19 protein-coding genes are annotated in these 20,254 nt (G+C 39.7%); 4 read left to right on the top strand and 15 right to left on the bottom strand.

The window, feature by feature from the left end; translation table 11 throughout:
- Together AB5618_RS15750 and dinB are read right to left on the bottom strand one after the other, a co-directional pair.
- Positions 1-213: a DNA-binding protein gene (locus AB5618_RS15750; protein WP_024720752.1), complete on the bottom strand. Its 213-nt coding sequence runs from the start codon at positions 211-213 to the stop codon at positions 1-3.
- Positions 214-227: 14 nt separating this feature from the next.
- Positions 228-1,475, bottom strand: coding sequence for a DNA polymerase IV (dinB, locus tag AB5618_RS15745; protein WP_024728258.1), 1,248 nt, complete (start codon positions 1,473-1,475; stop codon positions 228-230).
- A 194-nt stretch (positions 1,476-1,669) separates the two neighbouring features.
- Between dinB and AB5618_RS15740 the strand changes: the two genes are divergently transcribed.
- Positions 1,670-2,401 (top strand): XRE family transcriptional regulator, encoded by a 732-nt coding sequence (locus AB5618_RS15740; protein WP_008688138.1) that lies wholly within the window; start codon positions 1,670-1,672, stop codon positions 2,399-2,401.
- Positions 2,402-2,457: 56 nt separating this feature from the next.
- On the top strand, positions 2,458-2,658 hold the full coding sequence (locus tag AB5618_RS15735; RefSeq protein WP_005344265.1) for a helix-turn-helix transcriptional regulator: 201 nt from the start codon (positions 2,458-2,460) through the stop codon (positions 2,656-2,658).
- Positions 2,659-2,760: 102 nt separating this feature from the next.
- On the opposite strand, the gene AB5618_RS15730 is transcribed toward AB5618_RS15735, so the two are convergent.
- Positions 2,761-3,135, bottom strand: a complete 375-nt coding sequence (locus AB5618_RS15730; protein ID WP_054356897.1) for an MmcQ/YjbR family DNA-binding protein — start codon at positions 3,133-3,135, stop codon at positions 2,761-2,763.
- Positions 3,136-3,384: 249 nt separating this feature from the next.
- Between AB5618_RS15730 and AB5618_RS15725 the strand changes: the two genes are divergently transcribed.
- Both AB5618_RS15725 and AB5618_RS15720 read left to right on the top strand, forming a co-directional pair.
- Positions 3,385-3,708: a MobC family plasmid mobilization relaxosome protein gene (locus AB5618_RS15725; protein WP_015528451.1), complete on the top strand. Its 324-nt coding sequence runs from the start codon at positions 3,385-3,387 to the stop codon at positions 3,706-3,708.
- A complete protein-coding gene (locus AB5618_RS15720; RefSeq protein WP_368366910.1) occupies positions 3,675-5,054 on the top strand; it encodes a relaxase/mobilization nuclease domain-containing protein in 1,380 nt (459 codons plus the stop codon). Before AB5618_RS15725 ends, AB5618_RS15720 begins: the two co-directional genes overlap by 34 nt.
- A gap of 15 nt (positions 5,055-5,069) precedes the next feature.
- Here AB5618_RS15720 and AB5618_RS15715 read toward each other — a convergent pair whose 3' ends face one another.
- From AB5618_RS15715 to AB5618_RS15660, 12 genes are all read right to left on the bottom strand, one after another.
- On the bottom strand, positions 5,070-5,306 hold the full coding sequence (locus tag AB5618_RS15715) for a hypothetical protein (protein WP_015568877.1): 237 nt from the start codon (positions 5,304-5,306) through the stop codon (positions 5,070-5,072).
- A 123-nt stretch (positions 5,307-5,429) separates the two neighbouring features.
- Positions 5,430-5,798: a metal-dependent transcriptional regulator gene (locus tag AB5618_RS15710; protein ID WP_015528448.1), complete on the bottom strand. Its 369-nt coding sequence runs from the start codon at positions 5,796-5,798 to the stop codon at positions 5,430-5,432.
- 11 nt (positions 5,799-5,809) lie between these two features.
- Positions 5,810-7,558 carry an ABC transporter ATP-binding protein gene (locus AB5618_RS15705; protein WP_015528447.1) on the bottom strand — a complete coding sequence of 583 codons (1,749 nt, stop codon included), beginning with the start codon at positions 7,556-7,558 and terminating at the stop codon, positions 5,810-5,812.
- Positions 7,559-9,343, bottom strand: coding sequence for an ABC transporter ATP-binding protein (locus AB5618_RS15700; RefSeq protein ID WP_368366909.1), 1,785 nt, complete (start codon positions 9,341-9,343; stop codon positions 7,559-7,561). It lies immediately after the preceding gene.
- 126 nt (positions 9,344-9,469) lie between these two features.
- A complete protein-coding gene (locus AB5618_RS15695; RefSeq protein ID WP_015568880.1) occupies positions 9,470-10,936 on the bottom strand; it encodes an ABC transporter ATP-binding protein in 1,467 nt (488 codons plus the stop codon).
- Positions 10,933-11,685, bottom strand: a complete 753-nt coding sequence (locus AB5618_RS15690) for an energy-coupling factor transporter transmembrane component T (protein ID WP_015528444.1) — start codon at positions 11,683-11,685, stop codon at positions 10,933-10,935. Before AB5618_RS15690 ends, AB5618_RS15695 begins: the two co-directional genes overlap by 4 nt.
- On the bottom strand, positions 11,685-12,281 hold the full coding sequence (locus AB5618_RS15685) for an MptD family putative ECF transporter S component (RefSeq protein WP_008395315.1): 597 nt from the start codon (positions 12,279-12,281) through the stop codon (positions 11,685-11,687). The genes AB5618_RS15690 and AB5618_RS15685 overlap by 1 nt, the downstream gene beginning before the upstream one ends.
- Positions 12,282-12,411: 130 nt before the next feature.
- A complete protein-coding gene (locus AB5618_RS15680; RefSeq protein WP_015528443.1) occupies positions 12,412-13,377 on the bottom strand; it encodes an AraC family transcriptional regulator in 966 nt (321 codons plus the stop codon).
- Positions 13,378-13,676: 299 nt separating this feature from the next.
- Positions 13,677-14,411 (bottom strand): class I SAM-dependent methyltransferase, encoded by a 735-nt coding sequence (locus AB5618_RS15675; RefSeq protein WP_055222064.1) that lies wholly within the window; start codon positions 14,409-14,411, stop codon positions 13,677-13,679.
- Complete coding sequence (locus AB5618_RS15670; protein WP_015528442.1) at positions 14,404-15,504, bottom strand: Gfo/Idh/MocA family oxidoreductase; 1,101 nt, start codon at positions 15,502-15,504, stop codon at positions 14,404-14,406. Before AB5618_RS15670 ends, AB5618_RS15675 begins: the two co-directional genes overlap by 8 nt.
- On the bottom strand, positions 15,501-16,526 hold the full coding sequence (locus AB5618_RS15665; RefSeq protein WP_055282716.1) for an NAD-dependent epimerase/dehydratase family protein: 1,026 nt from the start codon (positions 16,524-16,526) through the stop codon (positions 15,501-15,503). Before AB5618_RS15665 ends, AB5618_RS15670 begins: the two co-directional genes overlap by 4 nt.
- A partial coding sequence (locus tag AB5618_RS15660) for an amino acid adenylation domain-containing protein (RefSeq protein WP_368366908.1) occupies positions 16,516-20,254 on the bottom strand: 3,739 nt, incomplete at its 5' end. The genes AB5618_RS15660 and AB5618_RS15665, both read right to left, overlap by 11 nt.

Here is a 20,254-nt window from a genome sequence, read left to right as displayed (position 1 = left end):
CTATAAAATCTCAATTGCTCTTGGCGATGCCGGGATTCTGCGGATATATCCATTTAACTCCAACTGCTTGATTCTGGAAAATGCTGATGATGTTGATTTCACCCCGATCAATTTTCCAAATTCCCGTATTGTCGGTGGATATCCATGTTCATTGGTATATCGTAAAATACACTGATAACTTTCTTCCTGTTTTCTGGTTAATGCTTTTTTCAAATCTATCCCTCCAATTACCCATGGAAATAACTATGTGGATGGATCGTGTGCGTACCAGCGTCTAAGTGGGATAAGACTTTATCCTGATACATTGCCGCTCGCTGTATACTGAAATAACCAAACCGTCGTCTGATCTCATCTACAGTACGATCCAGCTTCTCTAACTTTTCCTTTTTCTCCTGATTTCCAAATAAATCCAACTGCACGGGAATATCATCTAACACAAGATCCGCAGCTCGGATCCCCAGGCTTCTAATGGGATGTTCCCATTTGTAATTATCTTTAAATAGCTGAAATGCTGCAGTTACAATCTCGTTTGTAATATTCGTTGGCTGTCGTAAATGTATCTGTCTGGAAAAACTATACAATCGATTATCTCGAACTGTAATTTCTACTGTTTTGCATTTAAATCCATGTTTCCGCAATCGTGCAGCTACACTTTCTGCCAATGCTATTTGAATGATCCAGACATCCAGATCATTTTCCAGATCTCTCGGTGTTGTAGTGCTATTACCTATCGACTTTACTGGTGCTTCATATCCTTCCTTGCAAACCGGATCTTCATCCCAGCCATTTGCGAAAGCCCATAATACATTTCCTATTTTTCCAAAATGACTCTCTAACAACTTTTCGTCTGATTCCGCAAGTTGCCCGATTGTCCGGATTCCAAGTTTTTGCAATTTCTTATTTGTCTGTCTTCCGACATAAAGCAAATCTGACGCTGGAAGCTGCCATATCCTGTCTTTATAATTTTCTCGATTAAACTCTGTGATTGCATCCGGCTTTTTATAATCTGAACCAAGTTTCGCATAAATCTTATTCCAGGAAATTCCAATACTTACCGTTACACCCAGTTCGTATTTAATCCGATGGCTGATTTCTCTTGCAATCGTCATTCCGCTTCCTTTCAGATTTCTGCTGTCCGATACATCCAGCCAGGCTTCATCAATTCCATATGGCTCGATCTTGTCCGTATACTCCGAATAGATTTCTCTTGCCATCTTTGAAAATCTCAAATACAAATCCATCCGTGGTGGTACAAATATGATTTCCGGACAAATCTGTTTTGCCTGCCATAATGCCATTCCGGTCTTTACACCTTTTTGCTTTGCAATATAATTTGCTGTCAGCACAATCCCATGCCGGGCTTCCGGATCGCCACCTACTGCCAGAGGCATTCCTGCAAATTCCGGATGATGTAGCATTTCTACACTGGCATAAAAACAGTTCATATCACTATGCAGGATCACACGCTCACTCAAACTTTTCACCTCCTAGCTGTTTCCTTCAATATGATGTCTTATCAATTTCTGTATGTTTAGTATATATCGACATTCCGGAGATAGTCAAGTAACATCTTGGTTGTATTTTCTCCATTTTGGAGATTATTGTTGATTTTATTTCTAACATACGGTATAATGCATATAGAAAATTCAAATAGAAATGAGGCGAACAAATGCGTGATTTCGGGGAAATATTAGCAGAAAATAGAAAAAAGAAAGGATACTCTCAATCAGATCTGGTAGACCTGCTTTCTCAGGAAGGTATTCAGGTCACTACAAAAGCAATCTCCAAATGGGAGACCAATGCACGAGAACCAGCTTTACATGTTTTCCTGACACTTTGCCAGTTACTTGATATCGAAGATATATATGAATCTTTCTTTGGAGAAAATCCATATAACATTATGAGTGGATTGAATGAAGAAGGCAGAAATAAATTGATTGAATTTGCTGATATTTTGAAAGCTTCTAAAAAGTTTTCTCCACTGTCTGCAAAGATTATCCCATTCCATCATCCTGTAGAAATTACCTGGGAACCAGTTTCTGCTGGTACTGGAAATTACCTGGAAGATTCTGTAAAAGAAACTTATGACGTAGGACACCTTGCTCCTGAGCAGACTGACTTTGGTGTACGGATCTCCGGTGACAGTATGGAACCACTTTATCATACAGGCGATGTCGCATGGATTCAGAAAAAAGATTCTCTTGCTAATGGTGAAATTGGAATCTTCTATCTCAACGGTAATACTTACATCAAGGAATTACACGATGAGCCAGATGGTGTTTATCTGATTTCTTTAAATCAAAAATATCGTCCTATCCAAGTTTTGGAATCTGACTCTTTTAAGATTTTTGGAAAAGTAATCGGAAAATGCAAAGGTGCAGAAATTCCGGGATTTCATTAGATTTCAACAGCAGGTTCATGATCCTGCTGATAACAATAAGCAAAGGAAGTGATTGAATGGCAATCAATAATACATTAAAAGATATTCGTGAAGAACGGAATCTCATTCAAGCAGATTTGGCTGAAGCCATAGGTTCCTGCAGCCAGACTATAGGCCGCATCGAACGTGGAGAACGTAATCCCTCTCTTGAGATTGCAATCCGGCTGGCCCATTACCTGAAAGTGCCTGTAGAAGATATTTTTCAAGTTGAAGACTGAAGCATAACAGCCGAAAAACCGAGGAATAAAATCCCCGGTTTTCCTTTTGCTCAAAAATCAGTGTAATTCCATGATGCACAGATGCATATACGATTGCTTTTCTCATTTGTTTTCCTTTCTGCCTGCTCCATCAATCAGGTCATAACTCATATCTAAAAAGTCCAGTACCTTTGCTTCGCTGACCGAACCATCCAGTAAAATAGTGATCCAGTGCTGCTTATTCATATGATACCCAGGTAAAAATCCATAAGTCTGAATAATCATATTTGTCATGTCCGGATCACACTTTACGTCAATGATATCAACCATCTCTCTTCCTTCTAATCCCAGTTTCGATTTTTCAACCGTCATGATCACTGCATACCATTTCCCATTCTTATGTCGAAGTACTGCACTGTCCGGTAGTTTACTCCATAAATATTCCGGAATCGTGCCATACTGTTTCTGCACATATTCAAAAATTTCTTCTTTCTTCACAATCTATTCAACTCCTGATTCTTCTGATATCCTGCCCATAATCATACCACATTTTCGTATCCCGTACTACCTGCCAAATTCTTTTGCATTTTCCCGGTTCTCCTGACTTTAACTAATAGAGAGGTAAAACAGCAAGGACAGGAAGTGAGGATACACTTCCGGGAAATCCCAATTTAGGGTACCCTGCCCTAAATTGAAAAACGTTGAAAGCAACGATACTACTGTCCTCTCAGAAAGGAGAACCCACCAATGGCTGAAAGAAAGAGAAACAAAGAAATCCATTTTTATGTCACCGAAGAAGAAAGGAAGCTTATACGCAGGAAGATGATAGAATCAAAAACCAAAAACATGGGAGCTTATCTGCGTAAGATGGCAATCGACGGTTACATCGTCAACACCGATACCACCCCACTGAAGAAACAGTATGAGGAAATGCACAAGATTGGTGTAAATATCAACCAGATTGCAAAAAAGGTAAATACCACCGGAGATCTATATCCAGAAGAAATGCAAGAATTGAAAGAGATGGTGAAAGAATTATGGCGTATCTTAAAATCTTCCCCATTAAGGTAACTGACAAGAAAGCTTTGGACTATATTACAAATCCAGATAAGACAGATGAAAAACTGTTAGTTTCCAGTTTTGGCTGTTCCCCGGAAACTGCAGATCTTGAATTTTCTATGACAAGAGAAATGGCAAAAAAGAATGGAATGGATAAAGGCGATAACCTGGCATTTCATCTGATCCAATCATTTAAACCTGGAGAAGTTGATGCCGAAAATGCCCATCGCTTAGGTCAACAATTTGCTGACGAAGTGCTGAAAGGAAAATATGAGTACGTGATCAGCACACACGTTGACAAAAATCATATTCACAATCATATCATCTTCAACGCTACAAGCTTTGTTGATCATCACAAGTATGTTTCCAATAAGCGGAGCTACCATAAACTCTGCAGAATCAGTAATCGTATCTGCCATGAAAATGGACTTGCCACCAGCATGCCAACCGGAGAAAAAGGTAAAAGCTATAAAGAGAACATGGAATATCATCGTGGCACCAGTTGGAAAGCCAAGCTACGTGTCGCAGTTGATAAATCAATCTGGACTTCCATCAACTATGAGGAATTTCTGCAAAAGATGCAGTTAGCCGGATATGAAGTCCGGCAGGGAAAGCACCTGTCCTTCCGTGCACCGGAGCAGAAGAACTTCACTTATATGAAATCTCTCGGAAGCTATTATTCCGAAGAAAATGTTCGCATCCGTCTGGCTAAAAATCGTAGCAAAGTAAAAACTCCAAGACATCTGTCCAGAGAAGCTCGCTTGTATATCAATATCTCCACTTATGTCACAACTGGAAATCGAGAGGGATTTGAACGATGGGCAAAGCTCAATAATCTAAAAGAGGCAGCCCATACCTTCAACTATCTTTCCGAAAATAACTTGCTGAATTATGACGATTTCAGGCAGCATGTATCTGACATTGAAGCTTCTGTGAAAGTTGCCGACCAAAGAATAGCACAAATCAACAGTGAGCTGAGCACGCAGAAAGTCATTCAGAAACACTGCGATTCTTACCGGCTTTGTCGTAAAGTAATTGAAGATTGTAAATCTGCTAAAAATCCAAAAGCATACCGCACCAAACATCAGGCAGAATACCAGCTCCACGATTCACTAAAAAAAGAGCTTCAGGATCTCGGTGTCACCAAAATCCCAAGCTCTAATAAAATCCAGAAGCGGATTGAAAATCTTGAATCTGAACAGGATGCTACTGTCCGGGAAAAACAGGAATTGCAGAAAAAGCAGAAAACCCTAGAGATCATTCAGCAAAATTTCACTGCACTGCTCGATGCTCCAGAGATCAGTTCAGACTTACTTCCGGCAAAAAAGGAACCTGTTTCTGTCACAAGAGAAAAATAAGATTGCACTGGCAACTCACTCATTTTCTTCCCAATCTTCCCAAGGTTTCAAATCCTTTTCCTCCCAGGTGACACCATACGGTGCACCTCCGGAGGTATAACCAGCAATACAGAAAAATCGGTCATCTTGCAAGATCTCTTCTTTGGTCAGATTATCTCTTGCTTCTTTTTTCCGTTTTGCTCGCCTCTGTTTCCTCTTTTGTTTCGCAACAGCTGCTTTTTCTTCCGGCGTTTTCCTATGTCCTTTTGCCATAAGTGTTTCTAGTGTAATTCCACTCTGAATGTCTTTTAGTATACGAGTTTCATACCCTGTTTCACGTTTCTCAACAATTCTATAGTATGATGAACATAAAAGATTCGGTGAATCAACATTGTACTAATACTTTTTTTCAACCGAAGTTTTCAATTTTTCAAAAGCTTCTTCACTGATTACATGTTCTATCCGACAGGCATCTCTTTCTGCAGTTTCCCGATCAACCCCGACAGCTACAAGCTGCTCCGTAAAGAACTGATGGCGTTCATAAATTTTCTCGGCAACCTCCCGCCCGGCATTAGTCAGATTGAGGTATCCATCTTCATCGACAGTCAGGAAACCGCCATTCTTTAACACACCTACTGCATGGCTGATGCTCGGTTTACTGAATCCCATGTGCCGGGCAAGATCAATGGATCGGACCATACCCTGCTTCTTTTGAAGAATCAGCACAGCCTCCAGATAATCCTCCCCGGACGCATGAATCTTCATCGGTTCCTCCTTTATGCAAGGCTCCAGCCGGAAGCCTTTTTACGGATATTTACAAAATCCTGATAAATCCCGGCTTTTGCCATAAGCTCGTCATGGGTTCCCTGTTCGCTGATCCGTCCATCAGAGATCACCAAAATCTGATCTGCCTGACGGATGGTATTCAGGCGATGTGCAATCACAAGTAATGTTTTACCCTTTACCAGCTCATTGATTGCCTCCTGGATATAGCTTTCATTATCGGTATCAACACTTGCAGTCGCTTCATCCAGAATGACAATCGGTGCGTCCTTCAAAATGCATCGGGCGATAGAGATTCTTTGCTTTTCGCCGCCGGACAGAGTAGCGCCGCCTTCACCGATGACTGTCTGGAATCCATCTGGCAGCGCCATGATAAAATCATAGCAGCGGGCTTTTTTTGCAGCCTCATAGACTTCTTCCTCGGTAGCGTCCGGTTTACCCATGCTGATATTGTTGTAAATGGTATCCTGGAACAAGTACACCCTCTGGAAAACCATGCTGATCTGTTCCATCAGTTCGGCGAGAGGTACATCCCGAATATCTGTACCACGGATTGTCACTTTGCCGGATTTCACATCCCACAGCCGCGCCAGAAGGTTCGCAATCGTGGATTTGCCACCGCCAGACGGTCCCACAAGTGCGGTCATGGTATTCTTCTGCATAGAGAAGCTGATGTTGTGCAGGACTTCCTTGTCCTGATAGGCGAAGCCCACATCGCTAAATTGTACTTCTGGCTGATCCGGCTGTGCCTGTGACAGAATATGTTGATTTCCGTTATCGGGAAGTTCGGGCTCGTCCAAAACAGCTTCAATGCGGTCTAATGCGGCATTCATCACGGTCAGTCGGGTTGCTTCTCCATAAAGAGCTTTCAGAGGTCCAAAGAGATCAAAGACAAACAGCAGCACGCCCAAAAGATAAGCCAGGGAGAGTACGCCTTCCTGATGTAAAAAAACGGATAAACCGAAGATAGCGGCAATACCCACGCCATAGAGAATGTTTAAGCCAGTGGTCCACGGTGTCATTTTCTGCTCAAACTTCGTATTGACATCCCTTGATTTTTTGAAGTTTTCCGTTAATTCGTCAGATTTTTCTCCGAGCAGATTGTAACTTTTGATAACCCCAATTCCTTCAGCAAAAGACAAGACCGCATCCGTCAAATTCTCGCTTTGGTTTTGACGCCCGACAGCCTCCTTGAAGGAAACCTTATTCATATATTTTGCAACCAGTGATGCCAGCAAGGTAATGATTACCGCAATCAGCCCAAGTCTCCAATCCAGTACGAACATAAAAACAGCTAAAACCAAAGTAGACAGCATATAGCTCATCATGTTGCCAATGGTACTCATAGAAACTTCCTCAATGAATACCATATCCGTACTGAGAACAGAGCTGATTTTGCCAATATTCCCCGATGTAAAGTAACCCATCGGCATTTTTCTTAAATGATTTCCCAACTCCATCCGTTTATCAGCAAAGATCATAAATCCAGCGGCACTTTGCAGACGGTCGCTCAAATAGTGAACCACTGTCTGAACCACTACAACAGCTAATAATCCAAGTCCGACAAACAGACAGGTCTTTCCAGTCAGCGTATTATCAGCAAACCCGGCCAAGACAATAAATGCCATGAAGATCGGCATTTTGGAGAGAATGGACTCGACAAATGCACATAGAAATGCAGCCTGAATACGGCTTTTATACCTCCCGGAGAGGTTCAGGATTCTTGAAATCAATGCAAACATTTATCTTCCCTCCTTTGCAGTAGATACTTTCCACTCGGCGCTGTCCTGAGCCGCTTTCCACAACCTTTGGTATTCTGGGCAAGCTTGAATCAGCTCCTGATGTTTTCCGGTTGCCACCATCTTTCCGTGATCCATAACGCATATTTGATCTGCGTTCATTATAGCGGGAAGTTTGTGAGCGATAACTACCAAGGTTTTTCCCTCCACCAGCTCCGCAATAGCAGCCTCCATTTTTTCCTCATTTTCTGGATCAGCATAGGCCGTGGCCTCGTCAAGCACTACAATCGGGGCATCCTTCAATATTGCCCGCGCCAGGGAAATTCGCTGGCGCTGCCCCCCGGAAAGCATTTTCCCCGCATCGCCCGCCATGGAGTGAATACCTTGCGGCAGCTTTTCCAGAAACTCCATACACCGGGCTTTCTTCGCCGCCTGCATTACTTCCTCATCGGTAGCATCCAAACGTCCAAGACGGATATTTTCCAGCAGGGAGGTGTTAAACAGGTACTGATCCTGAGCCACATAGGAAATGCGGCTGTTCAATGCCTCCAGGCTCATATCACAAAGTTTCTGCCCGCCAATGGAAATGCTCCCTTTCTGCGGGTCATAGTAGTGGATCAACAGTTTTGCAAGGGTGCTCTTGCCAGAACCGGATTCACCAACTAGGGCAGTTTTTTGTCCTGCTTGTGCCACAAAGGTAATATCGTGGAGGACTTCGTTTTCCGCTATTATCGGTTTCCCATCTGGGCCAGGCTGTGTCGTCTGATACGCAAAGGAAACATGATCGTAAGAAATGTTAAAATCCTGTCCGTGGAAATCATCCTCAGCAGCTTGCAGCGGTGCCGTATTTAACATCTGTTCAAGTGCCGTGATCTTATAATTCAGATTCGGAATCGTCTCCATAAAGCCCAGTGCTTTCAGGAGAGGAATCCCAATGCTGAGGGAAAGGCAGAGGACTAAAATCAAATCAGGTAAAGTGCTTATGCCACAGAGAACAAACCATGCCCCAAGAGGCAAAGTCAGAATAACAGTGCAGGGCAGTAGACTTCCGTATATCGCCATCCAGGGCCAGGCGGCCTTATACCATGCCAAGGTATAATCCCGATAGTCCGTTACATCCTTGCGGAAGTTCTCGTAAGATTCGCTCTCCCGGTTGAAAACCTTGACAACCTCCATACCATTGATGTACTCAATGATCGTGTTGTTCATTTTCTGTGCAGACTGATAGTAGGGACCCATGCGCTTCATTCCAACAGAGTACATAATGACCATGGAGAGCAGGCTGATCGGGATAGAGGCCAAAGACATAAGAGCCAGTTTCCAGTCCGCACAAAACATAGCAACATAAATCACCAGCGGGATCAGTAAATTTGCGATACCCTCTGGGACTGAATGAGCAAGGAGCAATTCCAAGCTGTCCACATCATCGACAAACAGCTTTTTGATTGTCCCTGTCCCTTTTTCCTCCACAATGCCAAGGGGAAGTTTCTCAAACTTCTTTTGCAGAGATACCCGCAGCCGGAACAATGTGTTATATGCTGCTTTATGAGAAATTGATAATCCCCATCCATAAAAAAACGCCTGCAAAACAAGACAGATCAAAACCCCTATAACACGCAATAAAACAAATTCTGTTTCAACAGAATCGCCCATAACCAATGGCGAAATGACCTGATAGGCCAGCACAAAAGGCAGGATGCCCATAAGAACGCTGACCAGTACGACAACCGTGGCCACATACATATTTTTCTTATATGGCCCTGCGTACTCAAAGATTTTTTTGAACATAAGCCCTCCTTATATTGAGCCGTACTGTCTGTGCTTCAAAAACAAGAGGCCGCCAAAGTAAAGCGGCCTCTTATCATTATCTTTCTGTCCAGTCAAGGCGGCCCTGACATTCATAATTTCTAAAATTCACTGGCGGATTCGGAAAAAATCCAAAACCTTTTTACTGCCGGATTCGTCCAATGGATAGCTTTCTTTTACTTGCCCTTTTTCCATATGGACTACATACGAACATCCCGCCATCACCAACTCCGGATCATGCGTAATAACAAGAAGCGTTTTGCCCTGATCCGCGAGTGACTTCAAACTCCGCGCAACTTCCCGCATATGTTTGAGATCAAGCCCGCTTGTTGGTTCGTCAAACACAATGATCTCCCGGTTACTCACAATGGCAGACGCGATCGCTACCCGCTGTTTTTGCCCGCCGGAAAGAGAAAGCGGGTGCCTGTCTTTATATTCCAGCAGATCAAACTGTTTAAGGATTTTATCCACAACAGTTTCATCCTTGTTGTCCATGCTCAGAAGCACTTCATCCGCCACGCTTTCGGTAAATAGCTGATGGCTGGTATCCTGCATTACCATGTAGCAATGTTTGAGCCGGGCTTTCCAATCAAGGGTTTTCCCCTCAACCTGCAAAAAGCCACACTTCTTTTCCAGTCCGCAAATACAGCGGGCCAGAGTAGATTTTCCAGCGCCATTCAGACCGATAATGGCAATCGTTTCTCCAACAGGCAGTTCTGCACTCGGAATATGGAGGCTTTCCGGTTCCCGCTTTTTATACGCAAAGCAGAAATTTTGAAATTCCATCTGTTTAGCTGTATGCGCCTGATACTGATTCGCAGGCTTCAACTTCGAGAGAGAAAACGGCCGCAGCCCCATTTCTTTTCGAGTGCCATCCGATAAGCTGTCAAATTCAGCAGGCGTGTATTCCCGTTCAATCTCCCCATCTTTTACATACAGCATACGATCTGCAAGATCGTGAAGGTAGTAAAGGCGGTGTTCTGCGATCAGAATTGTTTTGCCCTGCTTTTTCCAGAGGCTTAGGACCTGCCGCAGGTCATCAATAGCAGCCATATCCAAATTAGAAGATGGTTCGTCCAGGACCATAATTCCCGGCAGCAATACACTTGATGAAGCACAGGCTATTTTTTGCTTTTCGCCTCCGGACAGAGCAAACACGCTTCGCCCCATCAAATCTTCAATATGATAATCGGAAACTGTCCGGTCAATCCTTTTCAGGATATCCTCCTGAGGATAGCCTAAATTTTCACAGGCAAAGGCTAATTCACTATCCGTATCCACGTTGAAAAACTGACTTTTGGGATTCTGGAATACAGATCCCACCATAGCAGCCAAGTCATAAAGCGGCGTATCTGATACGCTTTTTCCGTCCAGAAGGACATCGCCCTCTAATTTGCCCTCGTAATAATGAGGCACCAGCCCATTTACCAAACGGGTAATCGTTGTTTTCCCACAGCCGGATTCTCCCGTGAGTAAAACAAATTCCCCTGTGTTTATGGTGAGATTGACATTTCTAATCCCTCCGCCGCTGGATTCTTCACCATAAGAAAAAGAAACATTTTGAAAATCTATCATGGCAAAATCCCTCCTGCGGAAATTATCGGGGAAGCAATCGCCCAAAACACTACAAAGCAACAAAACAAGATCAGCACCACATCGGCAAAATTGAATTTAAGCTGGCAAATGTTTGTGCGTTTGACAGGAGCACCGAGGCCACGGGTAATTGCCGCAGCGGAAAGTTCCTCACCGATTTTCACGGAGCAGGTAATCATCGGGATCAGCTTATACTCCAATATTTTTGAAGATTTTTTCCCTCCAAGTTTAATCCCACGCATTTTCATAGCGTCACTGATTGCTTCTGACTCCTGAAAGACAGTTGGAAAGAAGCGGAACATGACCGTTAAGGGGATCGTCACTTCTTTAGGCATATGGATTCTTTCCATGCCGGAAATCAATTCACTGACCGTTGTTGTTTTCACTGCATAGGCAGCAATCGCAACACTGGGAAGGATTCGGCAGAAGAATCCTGTTGTAAACAGAACAAGGAAATTCAATATCCCCGTAAGGTGCGGCAAAACATAAATTTGGACAGCATAAAAAACAGAAAACACAGCAATATAGCCCACAGCTTTTGCACATTGTTTCGAGGTAAGCAGCAATATAGCCGGAACCACACAAAGAACAAGGCGGATCAGTCCCATAGCTTCTCCGCCTGTTCCACCCATGACAAAAATGCTTATGATGAAGATGAGCAACAGTTTTGTACGCGGATCGAGCCGCAACCCTTGTTCTGTTTTTTTGCTGAGCAGAATTTCCCGCGCCATTATGCAATACCGGCACGCTGGAAGTGCTTTTTGCAAATGGCTTTCCCAATCATACCTCCGACAAGGCCAAACACAAAGCAGGCAACCAGCAAAATAGGCGCAATCCACATAGGCATATATGTATTAAGGGTAGCTGCATATTCAGTGCCGTATCCTTCAGTCAGCATTACCATATAGCTTTCACGGTTCAGGAAAATGGGAGCAAAGTTGCCAAACACCCAGATGCTGAACACACCGCAGGAAAGAACTGTACTCTTTGCACTTTTGTAGTCTGCCTTTTTCAGGATCACGTCAGCCAACAGGCCGCCAACAAGACCAGTTACCATAGTAAGATAGCCGTTGCCGAAGAACACCATGATTAGACCAATCAGGAAACCCATGATTGCAGTCATCCCGAATTTTTTAGCCTTTGTAACATACAGCATATAGGGGATGCCGCCAATCAAAGGACACAGCACCGCCATCAGCGGAATAAAAATGGGGATGAAGCCAAGCATCGCCACCAGCATAACAATGACGACATAGATGACGGTGTAGATGCCGATAGTAATTAAATCTTTTCCCTCAAGCCGGGAACTTTTTTTCTGGGAACTCATACCAGTATCCTCCTATCTAAAAAATGGTGTAGTTAGTATTTTCTAACTACACCACATATAATAACAATTTACGCCTACATTTCCAACCCAAAAACGGTTTTATTCTACCCAAAATCGGTATTTTTTAATTTTAACCAATCGTATTTTCCGTTTTATAGTTTTTAGGAATTACCCCATACTTCTTTTTGAATGCCGCAGCAAAGTTACTCGGTTTTGAATAGCCTACAAATGCTGCCACCTGACTTACGTTCAAATTACTTTCTAATAGTAGACTTGCCGCCTTTTCCAATCGCTGATCTATAATATACGCATGAACCGATGTTCCAAACAGCGAGGAAAAACCCTTTGACAATTTTGAAGTACTAATATTGACTTTTCGCGCCAATTCCTCACAACTTGGTGCCAAAGCAAGCTGACTGTCAATGATTCTCTTCGCTTCTATGATGGATTCTCGGTCACTTCTGGAAATTGCTATATAAGTTGACGCAAGAATACTCAGTTCCAAAATCTCACTCAAATATACAGATAACAACTCAAAAACTTTGCTTTCCAAAAACAGGTATCCCAATCCGCCGCGATATTGCGTGAAGTCTTTCAGTTCCGCAAAAATGTGCTCCATATAGGGAGTAATACCTACTTTTGATATACCTTCCAATAGTTTTTTCTGATAAACCTCAATCTCACCAACATCAAAATAGTCATTCATAATTTTACGGAAATACGACAGTGGTACTTTTACATTTTTGAAAAGGAAATCGTTTTGTTTGGAATAGCACAGATATTCCATTTTCCCGTGTCCACGATAAATACAGGACTCACCTTTTTGTATGCTGATACTTTGTCGGCTATCTGCAATATTCCAGGAAACACCATCATTGAAGCAGAACAACATTTGAATGTATTCTTCGCTACTCACTCCCTGCACGTTCATATCTGAAAAATAATTCATTTTCCAGTCCGAAACAACTGCTCCCTGTTTCGTGACCACCTGTAAAATCTGCCCTGTCCCCATGTCTGCTGGAATATCTATGGTTATTGTCTGCGGTGAATTAGAGAGCAGATCACGATAAAGATTATTCATGTATTGGTTTGTCATGTACAAGCATTCCTCCCGAAGTTAGATAAGACTAATTAAATTTTACAACTTCCAAAGTAAAAAGTCAAATTTTGTAATCATGTAAAAAGCAGACACTACTTAATGTAAATTACAAACTTCACTTACTTCCATTTCTTTCTGCATCTCACAAGACGATAAAGTCACTTTTAAAACCCATTGTACTGACAATTTAATATTAATTCTCATTGTTCTCCCTGCACATCGCTAAATTATCTTATAAATATGGCATTTTAGGAACACCTGACAGTTCGAGAGTTAATTTTATCTGAAGTTCATATTTATCGTGCTTTTATTGCAAGTAATAATGTTTCTGATAATTTAGCTGTTCTAAAGTGCATTTTTGTCAATTGGTTTAAAATTTTTTCCACACTCTGATAATTCCACGACATTAGGCTATCTACAGTACTAACTATGTTTTTACCACAAAAAACTTTATAGGTCAATCTCCATGTCCATTGATCCATCCCCACTTGCTTTATATCGGTAATATACGTCTCATAGCGCAATCTTCCTTGAGTAGCCACCGATATTCTACTTCCTACTGGCGCAACAAGAAATTTCGGTTCTAAAAGTTCTATCAGGATTGGGACATTTATATTCAAATTTTTATCTAATTTATACAATAATTTTTCTTGTTCATCCCTTTTTAAATGTCCAAGTACTCCCATGCACATTACACCACTTATTTTATCTCGAAATGAATATTTACCTACATCTATCGGCAATAGAGAAATTCTCTCTTTAACTTCATTATGCTCCATTAATCTTGCCATAAACGCTGTTCTCATATAAGCCGATGGTTCTAAAGCAATTATTTCTTTATCACATATCATATTAGCCATCTCTATTGTTGTTTTTCCAGTTCCTGCACCTATATCCAAAATGATTCCATCTAAATCCTTAACCATATCAGCAAATTTGTTTAAAACAATTTTTTTGTTCCCTATCTGTGAAAGAGCTGATAAATCATAAAATTCTACTGTCTCTCCGTATACATTCTCAATTTCATTCAATCCCGTCATTCTCCTTTTTTATTAAATGTCTTTTTTCCAAATCATAAAATATACTTTTTATGTCACCAAAATTGTCATAATCAACGATATTCATATAGCCCACTTTCTGACATATTTCAGACCATAATTTTGATACATATATTTGATATTGCGCCATGGACATTTTTTCTGTTCTATTTTGCTTAAATAAAATCTCTAAAGCTTTCTTTACTGCATCCGGCCATATTTGTTCAAACGTTTCTTTTACTGATGGTAACATTACATTTCCTATAGTAACACCAGAGGGTATATTTACTTCCTCTTCTACATTAATACTTAGTGTTCCATATTCATCTCTTGGCATATGCAAGAAAGGAAGCCATATTACCGGACCATGGGTATTGACCAGACAGAGCCGCCCTGTGGAAAATGTCAATTCTATTCTATGATATAAATGTAATGGATGGTCTATATCGTTACGATCCACATTGGTATTCACTATAAATGTTACCGGAACCATTCCAATTATACCACTAATAACTCTGTTACCCCCTCCTGCCATAGAAGTTGTATAAGATTCTGCTACATTTCCCAATTTCCATGTAGATAAGCCTCCCAACGCACACCCCAATATATCTATTCCATCATATAATACATGTATAGCGCATTCCAAGGATGCATTTATAAGATGAGCATGTTTACTTATTATTTGTGCCGCCTCTAAAAAATCTCGAATTGGCTTGATATACCGATAAAATGGATTCAACATAAAAGCGGCACTTCCGGATTCTCTTATACAATTAACAATTTCTACCTCATGAGCAGGATGTTCTAATAATGTTGGTATCCCTTTTGCAAGTATACTTTTAGCTATATTGGCACCGTTTCCACCTCCAGCCGCATTAGGTACAACTACACATGCTGCATCAACATTTTGATTTATTTCTTTAATATCCGTATACATTGGCACATTTAGATTCTTTGAAAGAAGTCTGGATCTATCGCTTCCTTTTCCCAATATACCCATAAGCTCATATTCTTTACTTTCTGCAATAGCTTTCAAATAAATTTTCCCAAATCCTGTTCCACATACTAAAATCTGTTTTTTCTTCATATCTTTCCCTCTGATTTGAACTTATCTATTTTTTTAAGTTCATCTAACACTTGATATTTTTCAAGATAACTTGCCATTGTATAAATTCCATCCTTCCTAGGCATTTCAAATATTGCATTGGCAGTAATCGCTAATATTTCGCCAGTTAAAACACTCGGATTTTTTCCTTCAAAATAAATGCATCTACTATCATTTCCTTTATTTTGTCTTACCCATATAAAAGCTTTTTGGTTGCTATTTTTCTGTCCCATTAATGCATTTACTAAATCTTTTTTTTGACAATGCGCCTTATTTACTATTGAAAATAAACTTACAGGTGCCGCCGTATATGAATCAATATTAAGCATATATTTCCCTTGTATAATTTCTTGAATTTCTTCTGTAACATATGGCAATATAGATAATTTCGAAATTCTTGTTGGAAGATTCAGCGGACTTCTTTTCTGAGCAGGTAAAATTTTTCCATTTCGCACACATGCCATAGGAATTCCAGCTTTATAACTTTTTATTTCTTCCACATAATCGATTGCGGCAGCTTTTGAAAAATTATAGACACCTCCAATAATCATCTCTATTAAGTCATCATTGAAAGCTTCTTTAAGCACAGAAGACAACATCCATCCTGATAACCCCGGAAATATTCCCGAACCAACTATAGCGGTACCTTTCATGCTAGAATTCCTCATTTTTCTAATTAAATGAATTCCTCCTGGGTCAACATACGGAATATTCTCTGCCATTGCTTCAAGTAACATTTTTTCACTATAGTCTGCGGAAGGTCCGATTGCTCCTATTACCAAATCACTTCCTTTAAAGAATTTTCCAATATTACTTTCCTTATCAATATCAAGTTCAAATAATTGGATGTTGGGAGCCATATACATTCCTGTATCTTTTATTGTTTCTATATTCCGTACACTGACTCTTAATGAATAGCCTAACTTACTTAAAACCTTACACGCTGTCACACCAACAGTACCTGTTCCGCCAAGAATACAGATTGTTCTGCGATTATTTATCATTTTCTAGTTCCCTCATAATAATATCAAAAATGTCATTACTATTAGATTCAAATTCTCTAACGTTACCTAAAACAGCCTTTTCCCAAGATTTAATAGCAACTGAATTTCCGTCAATTATGCTTATATCTCCTAAATATAAATCACTTTCTTTTGCTTTAGATGGATTTATTAAAAAAATGCGGTTAATAATAATGTTTTCCCCCAATAGTTCACTTGCCTTAGTTATGCATAAAGAAGCCATTTCGGAAAAGGCAATAATATATTTCTTTTTAACACTTATGTCTTCATGACATCTTTCAATTATTTCTTGCCCTCCCACTCTCTTACAACTTATGTTTGAAGCGCTCAACTTTTCTATAAGAACATCTCTTATTTCATTTTCGTTATCCCCAAATATATATACAACAGTATATGAATTTCTTGTTTGATTTCCTGCATTACTATGCATTTGATTTTTTGAAGGATTTTTACAATCCGATATATACTGAGCAATCCCCATAATTGTTGGCATCGTCAACGATGCCCGTAATATTTCATCAAATCTCATGCCTTGTGCTTCTTGTATGTCACTAACTATGCGCCCAGAAATCTGAGATAATAACAAAGAATCAAGTCCATTTTCTAATAAATTATCTTCATAATCAATATAATCATTTCCAGAAATAGAGCATACGATTTTTTTGATACTTTTAGCAAGTTCTACATATTCCTTCTTTTGCGAAATTAAAGTTGCTTTTGCATTATGCTTTACCTTGATGTTCTTTTGTATACTCTCTGCCAGTCCTTTTCTGTCTATTTTGCCATTAGTAGAAAGTGGAAACCTCTCTACATTTACAAACTCTGAAGGAATCATTGCTGGTGGCAAAAAAAAGGCTAACTGCTTTCTGTATTCTTCTTTCGTATAGGAAATGCTCGATATTTTATTTTTTATAAAAGCTATCAGCACACCCTTCCCTATACTTTGATTATAAACCACGCAACAATCTTCAATATTTTGCATTCCACGTATTGCATTTTCTATTTCCGCAATTTCTATTCTATGCCCATTGATTTTTACCTGATTATCTAATCTGCCTAAAAATTCAATGTCGCCATTCTCTACATATCTTCCATTATCTCCAGTGAGATAAATCCTGTTCTTTTCTTCTTCCACATAAACAAATTTTTCTTTTGTTAATGTTGTATCTCCTAAATAGCCTTCTGCCAAAGAATATCCTCCTATGGCAATTTGCCCCGAAACATATTCCGGACAAATTCTCAATTCCTCGTCTACAACTCCCATCCACTGTCCAAGCAAAGCTTTTCCATATAATATAGTAGGCCTTTCTTCTATTTCATCAATTTCATGATATATAGACCAAATCCCACCTTCCGTAGCGCCTCCCAAACTAATCATTTGAGCGTTGGTCATAATCTTTCTTAGTCTTCCTGGCAGACTAGTATTTATCCAATCTCCGGATAACAGTACTAATCTAACTGTCGGATAACTCTCCGATTTAGACGCAAAAGCATCTAACATTTCCGCCTGCGCTGGAACACTATTCCACAAGGTCACTTTGTATTCATTAAGTAATCTGCCCCAATGGGATGCATCTGGTCCTTTTTCTGGATTCGGTAATACTAATGTTCCACCAACTCCCAATACACTAAATATATCAAATACAGAAAGATCAAATGACAGTTCCGCAATACCAAGGATTGTATCCTCTTCCGAGATATTATACATATTTTCAATAGATATAAGAGTATTTTGTGCCGCAGTATGTGACATTACTACACCTTTAGGCTCTCCTGTAGAGCCAGAAGTAAATATTACATATGCAATAGGATTTTGGAATTCTGGATGCTTTTCTAATCGGTATTCCAAATTCTGAAGTATCATATTTACTTTTTTCTCATCCAATTCCACAATAACATTTGCTTTTGATAAAATTTTTTCTTGTCGTGCCAATGGCTGTTTTATATCAATAGGTAAATAAGAAAATCCAGCAATCAAAACACCCATTACTGCTGCAATTTGATTTACAGATTTTTTCATTCTTATCGCAACCAGTCCAGTTCTATTTTCCACAAATTCTTTTCTTAAATAACCTGCTATATATTCTGCTCTTTCCAACAATTCTCCATATGTCACTGTTTCAACAGCATCTATTACGGCAGTTTTATTAGAATTCTTTTTCGCATACTTAACAAATCTCTGTTGAATACGTGATTGATTCGTAATACCTTTATTTCGTTCGCAAATTACTTTTTTCTTACTCGCACTTGGCACTATAATTTCCAATGGATTCTTCCATTCTTCCGAATGTTTTATTCCAAGTATTCTTATTGTTTCAGTAAAAGACTCAAACATCTCCGTTACAATAGATTCTTTTATCGCACCTTTTCTTGTATCCCAGCTTATCATCAGGCCTTTTTCTTGATCTTCTGAATCTATCTCATCGACTATCTGACAATCAATCCATACTTGAGGGGTATGACTAAACCCATATTCAATAGTGCCTACAGTGCCATCAGTCTTCAAAACCCCTGTAAATACGATCGGCATTAATAATTCCTTTTCTTCAGACACTTTACTCAGTTCTCTTAGCACTTCGACACCAGAAAAAGAATTATGCTCTAAATCCTCCATCAATCTTTTTGTAATTTCTTTGACTCTTTCTATAAAACTCATATTTTGAGTTACATTTACTTCTAGCAAGTTCACTGCTGTAAAGTCTCCTACTATGGAATTAGTATTATTTCCGATAGTTGGTCTATTTTGAATTGGTAAATTGAGTGTAAAATGTTTATTCGAACTCCACCTTGAAATAACTTCTGCGTATATACCAATAAGCACCGATGAAACTGTTACTCCGTATTCTCCTGCAATTTCCTTTATACGTTTCCAGTCAGACTGATTAATATGTTTCTGAAATCGATAAAATTCATATGTATTTTCACACTTATCTGCGGCTCGTCCATCTTGTGGAAGAATTGGAGCCTCCGGCAATTTTTTCAGTCTTTCTAACCAATACATTCTATCCTGATGCCATTTTAAACTTCCTTTACGTTGTTGATTGAACATTGCATAATCTGAAAACTTATACCTTATTTTTTCTAATGAAGCTCCTTTCAAAAGTTCTCCCATTTCAGAAATCAGAAGTTGCACACTTGCAAAATCTGAAACAATTAAATCAACAAGTAGATGGAAAAAATTTCCTTCTATACGCTTCGTTATTAGCACTTTAAATAATGGAGGTTCCTCCGTATGAAAAACATATTCACTAAAATCTTCCCTAATCTTAGATAAAGTATCTACTTTTTCCCTCTCTGCCATTTTTTGTAGATTTACTATTTTAATTTCATAATCAATCTCATCTCTCTCTAAAATTTCAAATCCGACCTCTGTTACTTTCGCTCTTAGCATTTCATGCCTATTTACCAATACTTTCCAAGCTCTTGATAGTTCTTCTGCACTGTAGGAACCAAAATCAACCTCAATATATCCTTTACATCCAATTCCACCCCACTTCACAGCTTCTGTTTTTCCAACTAAATAGGCTGCTTGCACATCAGTCAAAGGATATACATTAGTTTCATAATCATTATCCGTAATAAACTCGTCTATCGTTTGTTTTTTCTTCAAAATTTCAATTATTTCTTCTTTATATTTTTTAACTTTCTCTTTAGAATTTTCTGTAAAATTCCCTTTGGAATCTTTATATTTTAATTTTCCATCAACAGTT

The organism is Ruminococcus sp. J1101004sp1_RTP21198st1_B9_RTP21198_201120 (assembly GCF_040924245.1).
GTDB lineage: Bacteria > Bacillota > Clostridia > Lachnospirales > Lachnospiraceae > Blautia_A > Blautia_A faecis.
Note: the sequence above shows the minus strand (reverse complement) of the source record. Positions and strands in the feature narration are given on the sequence as shown.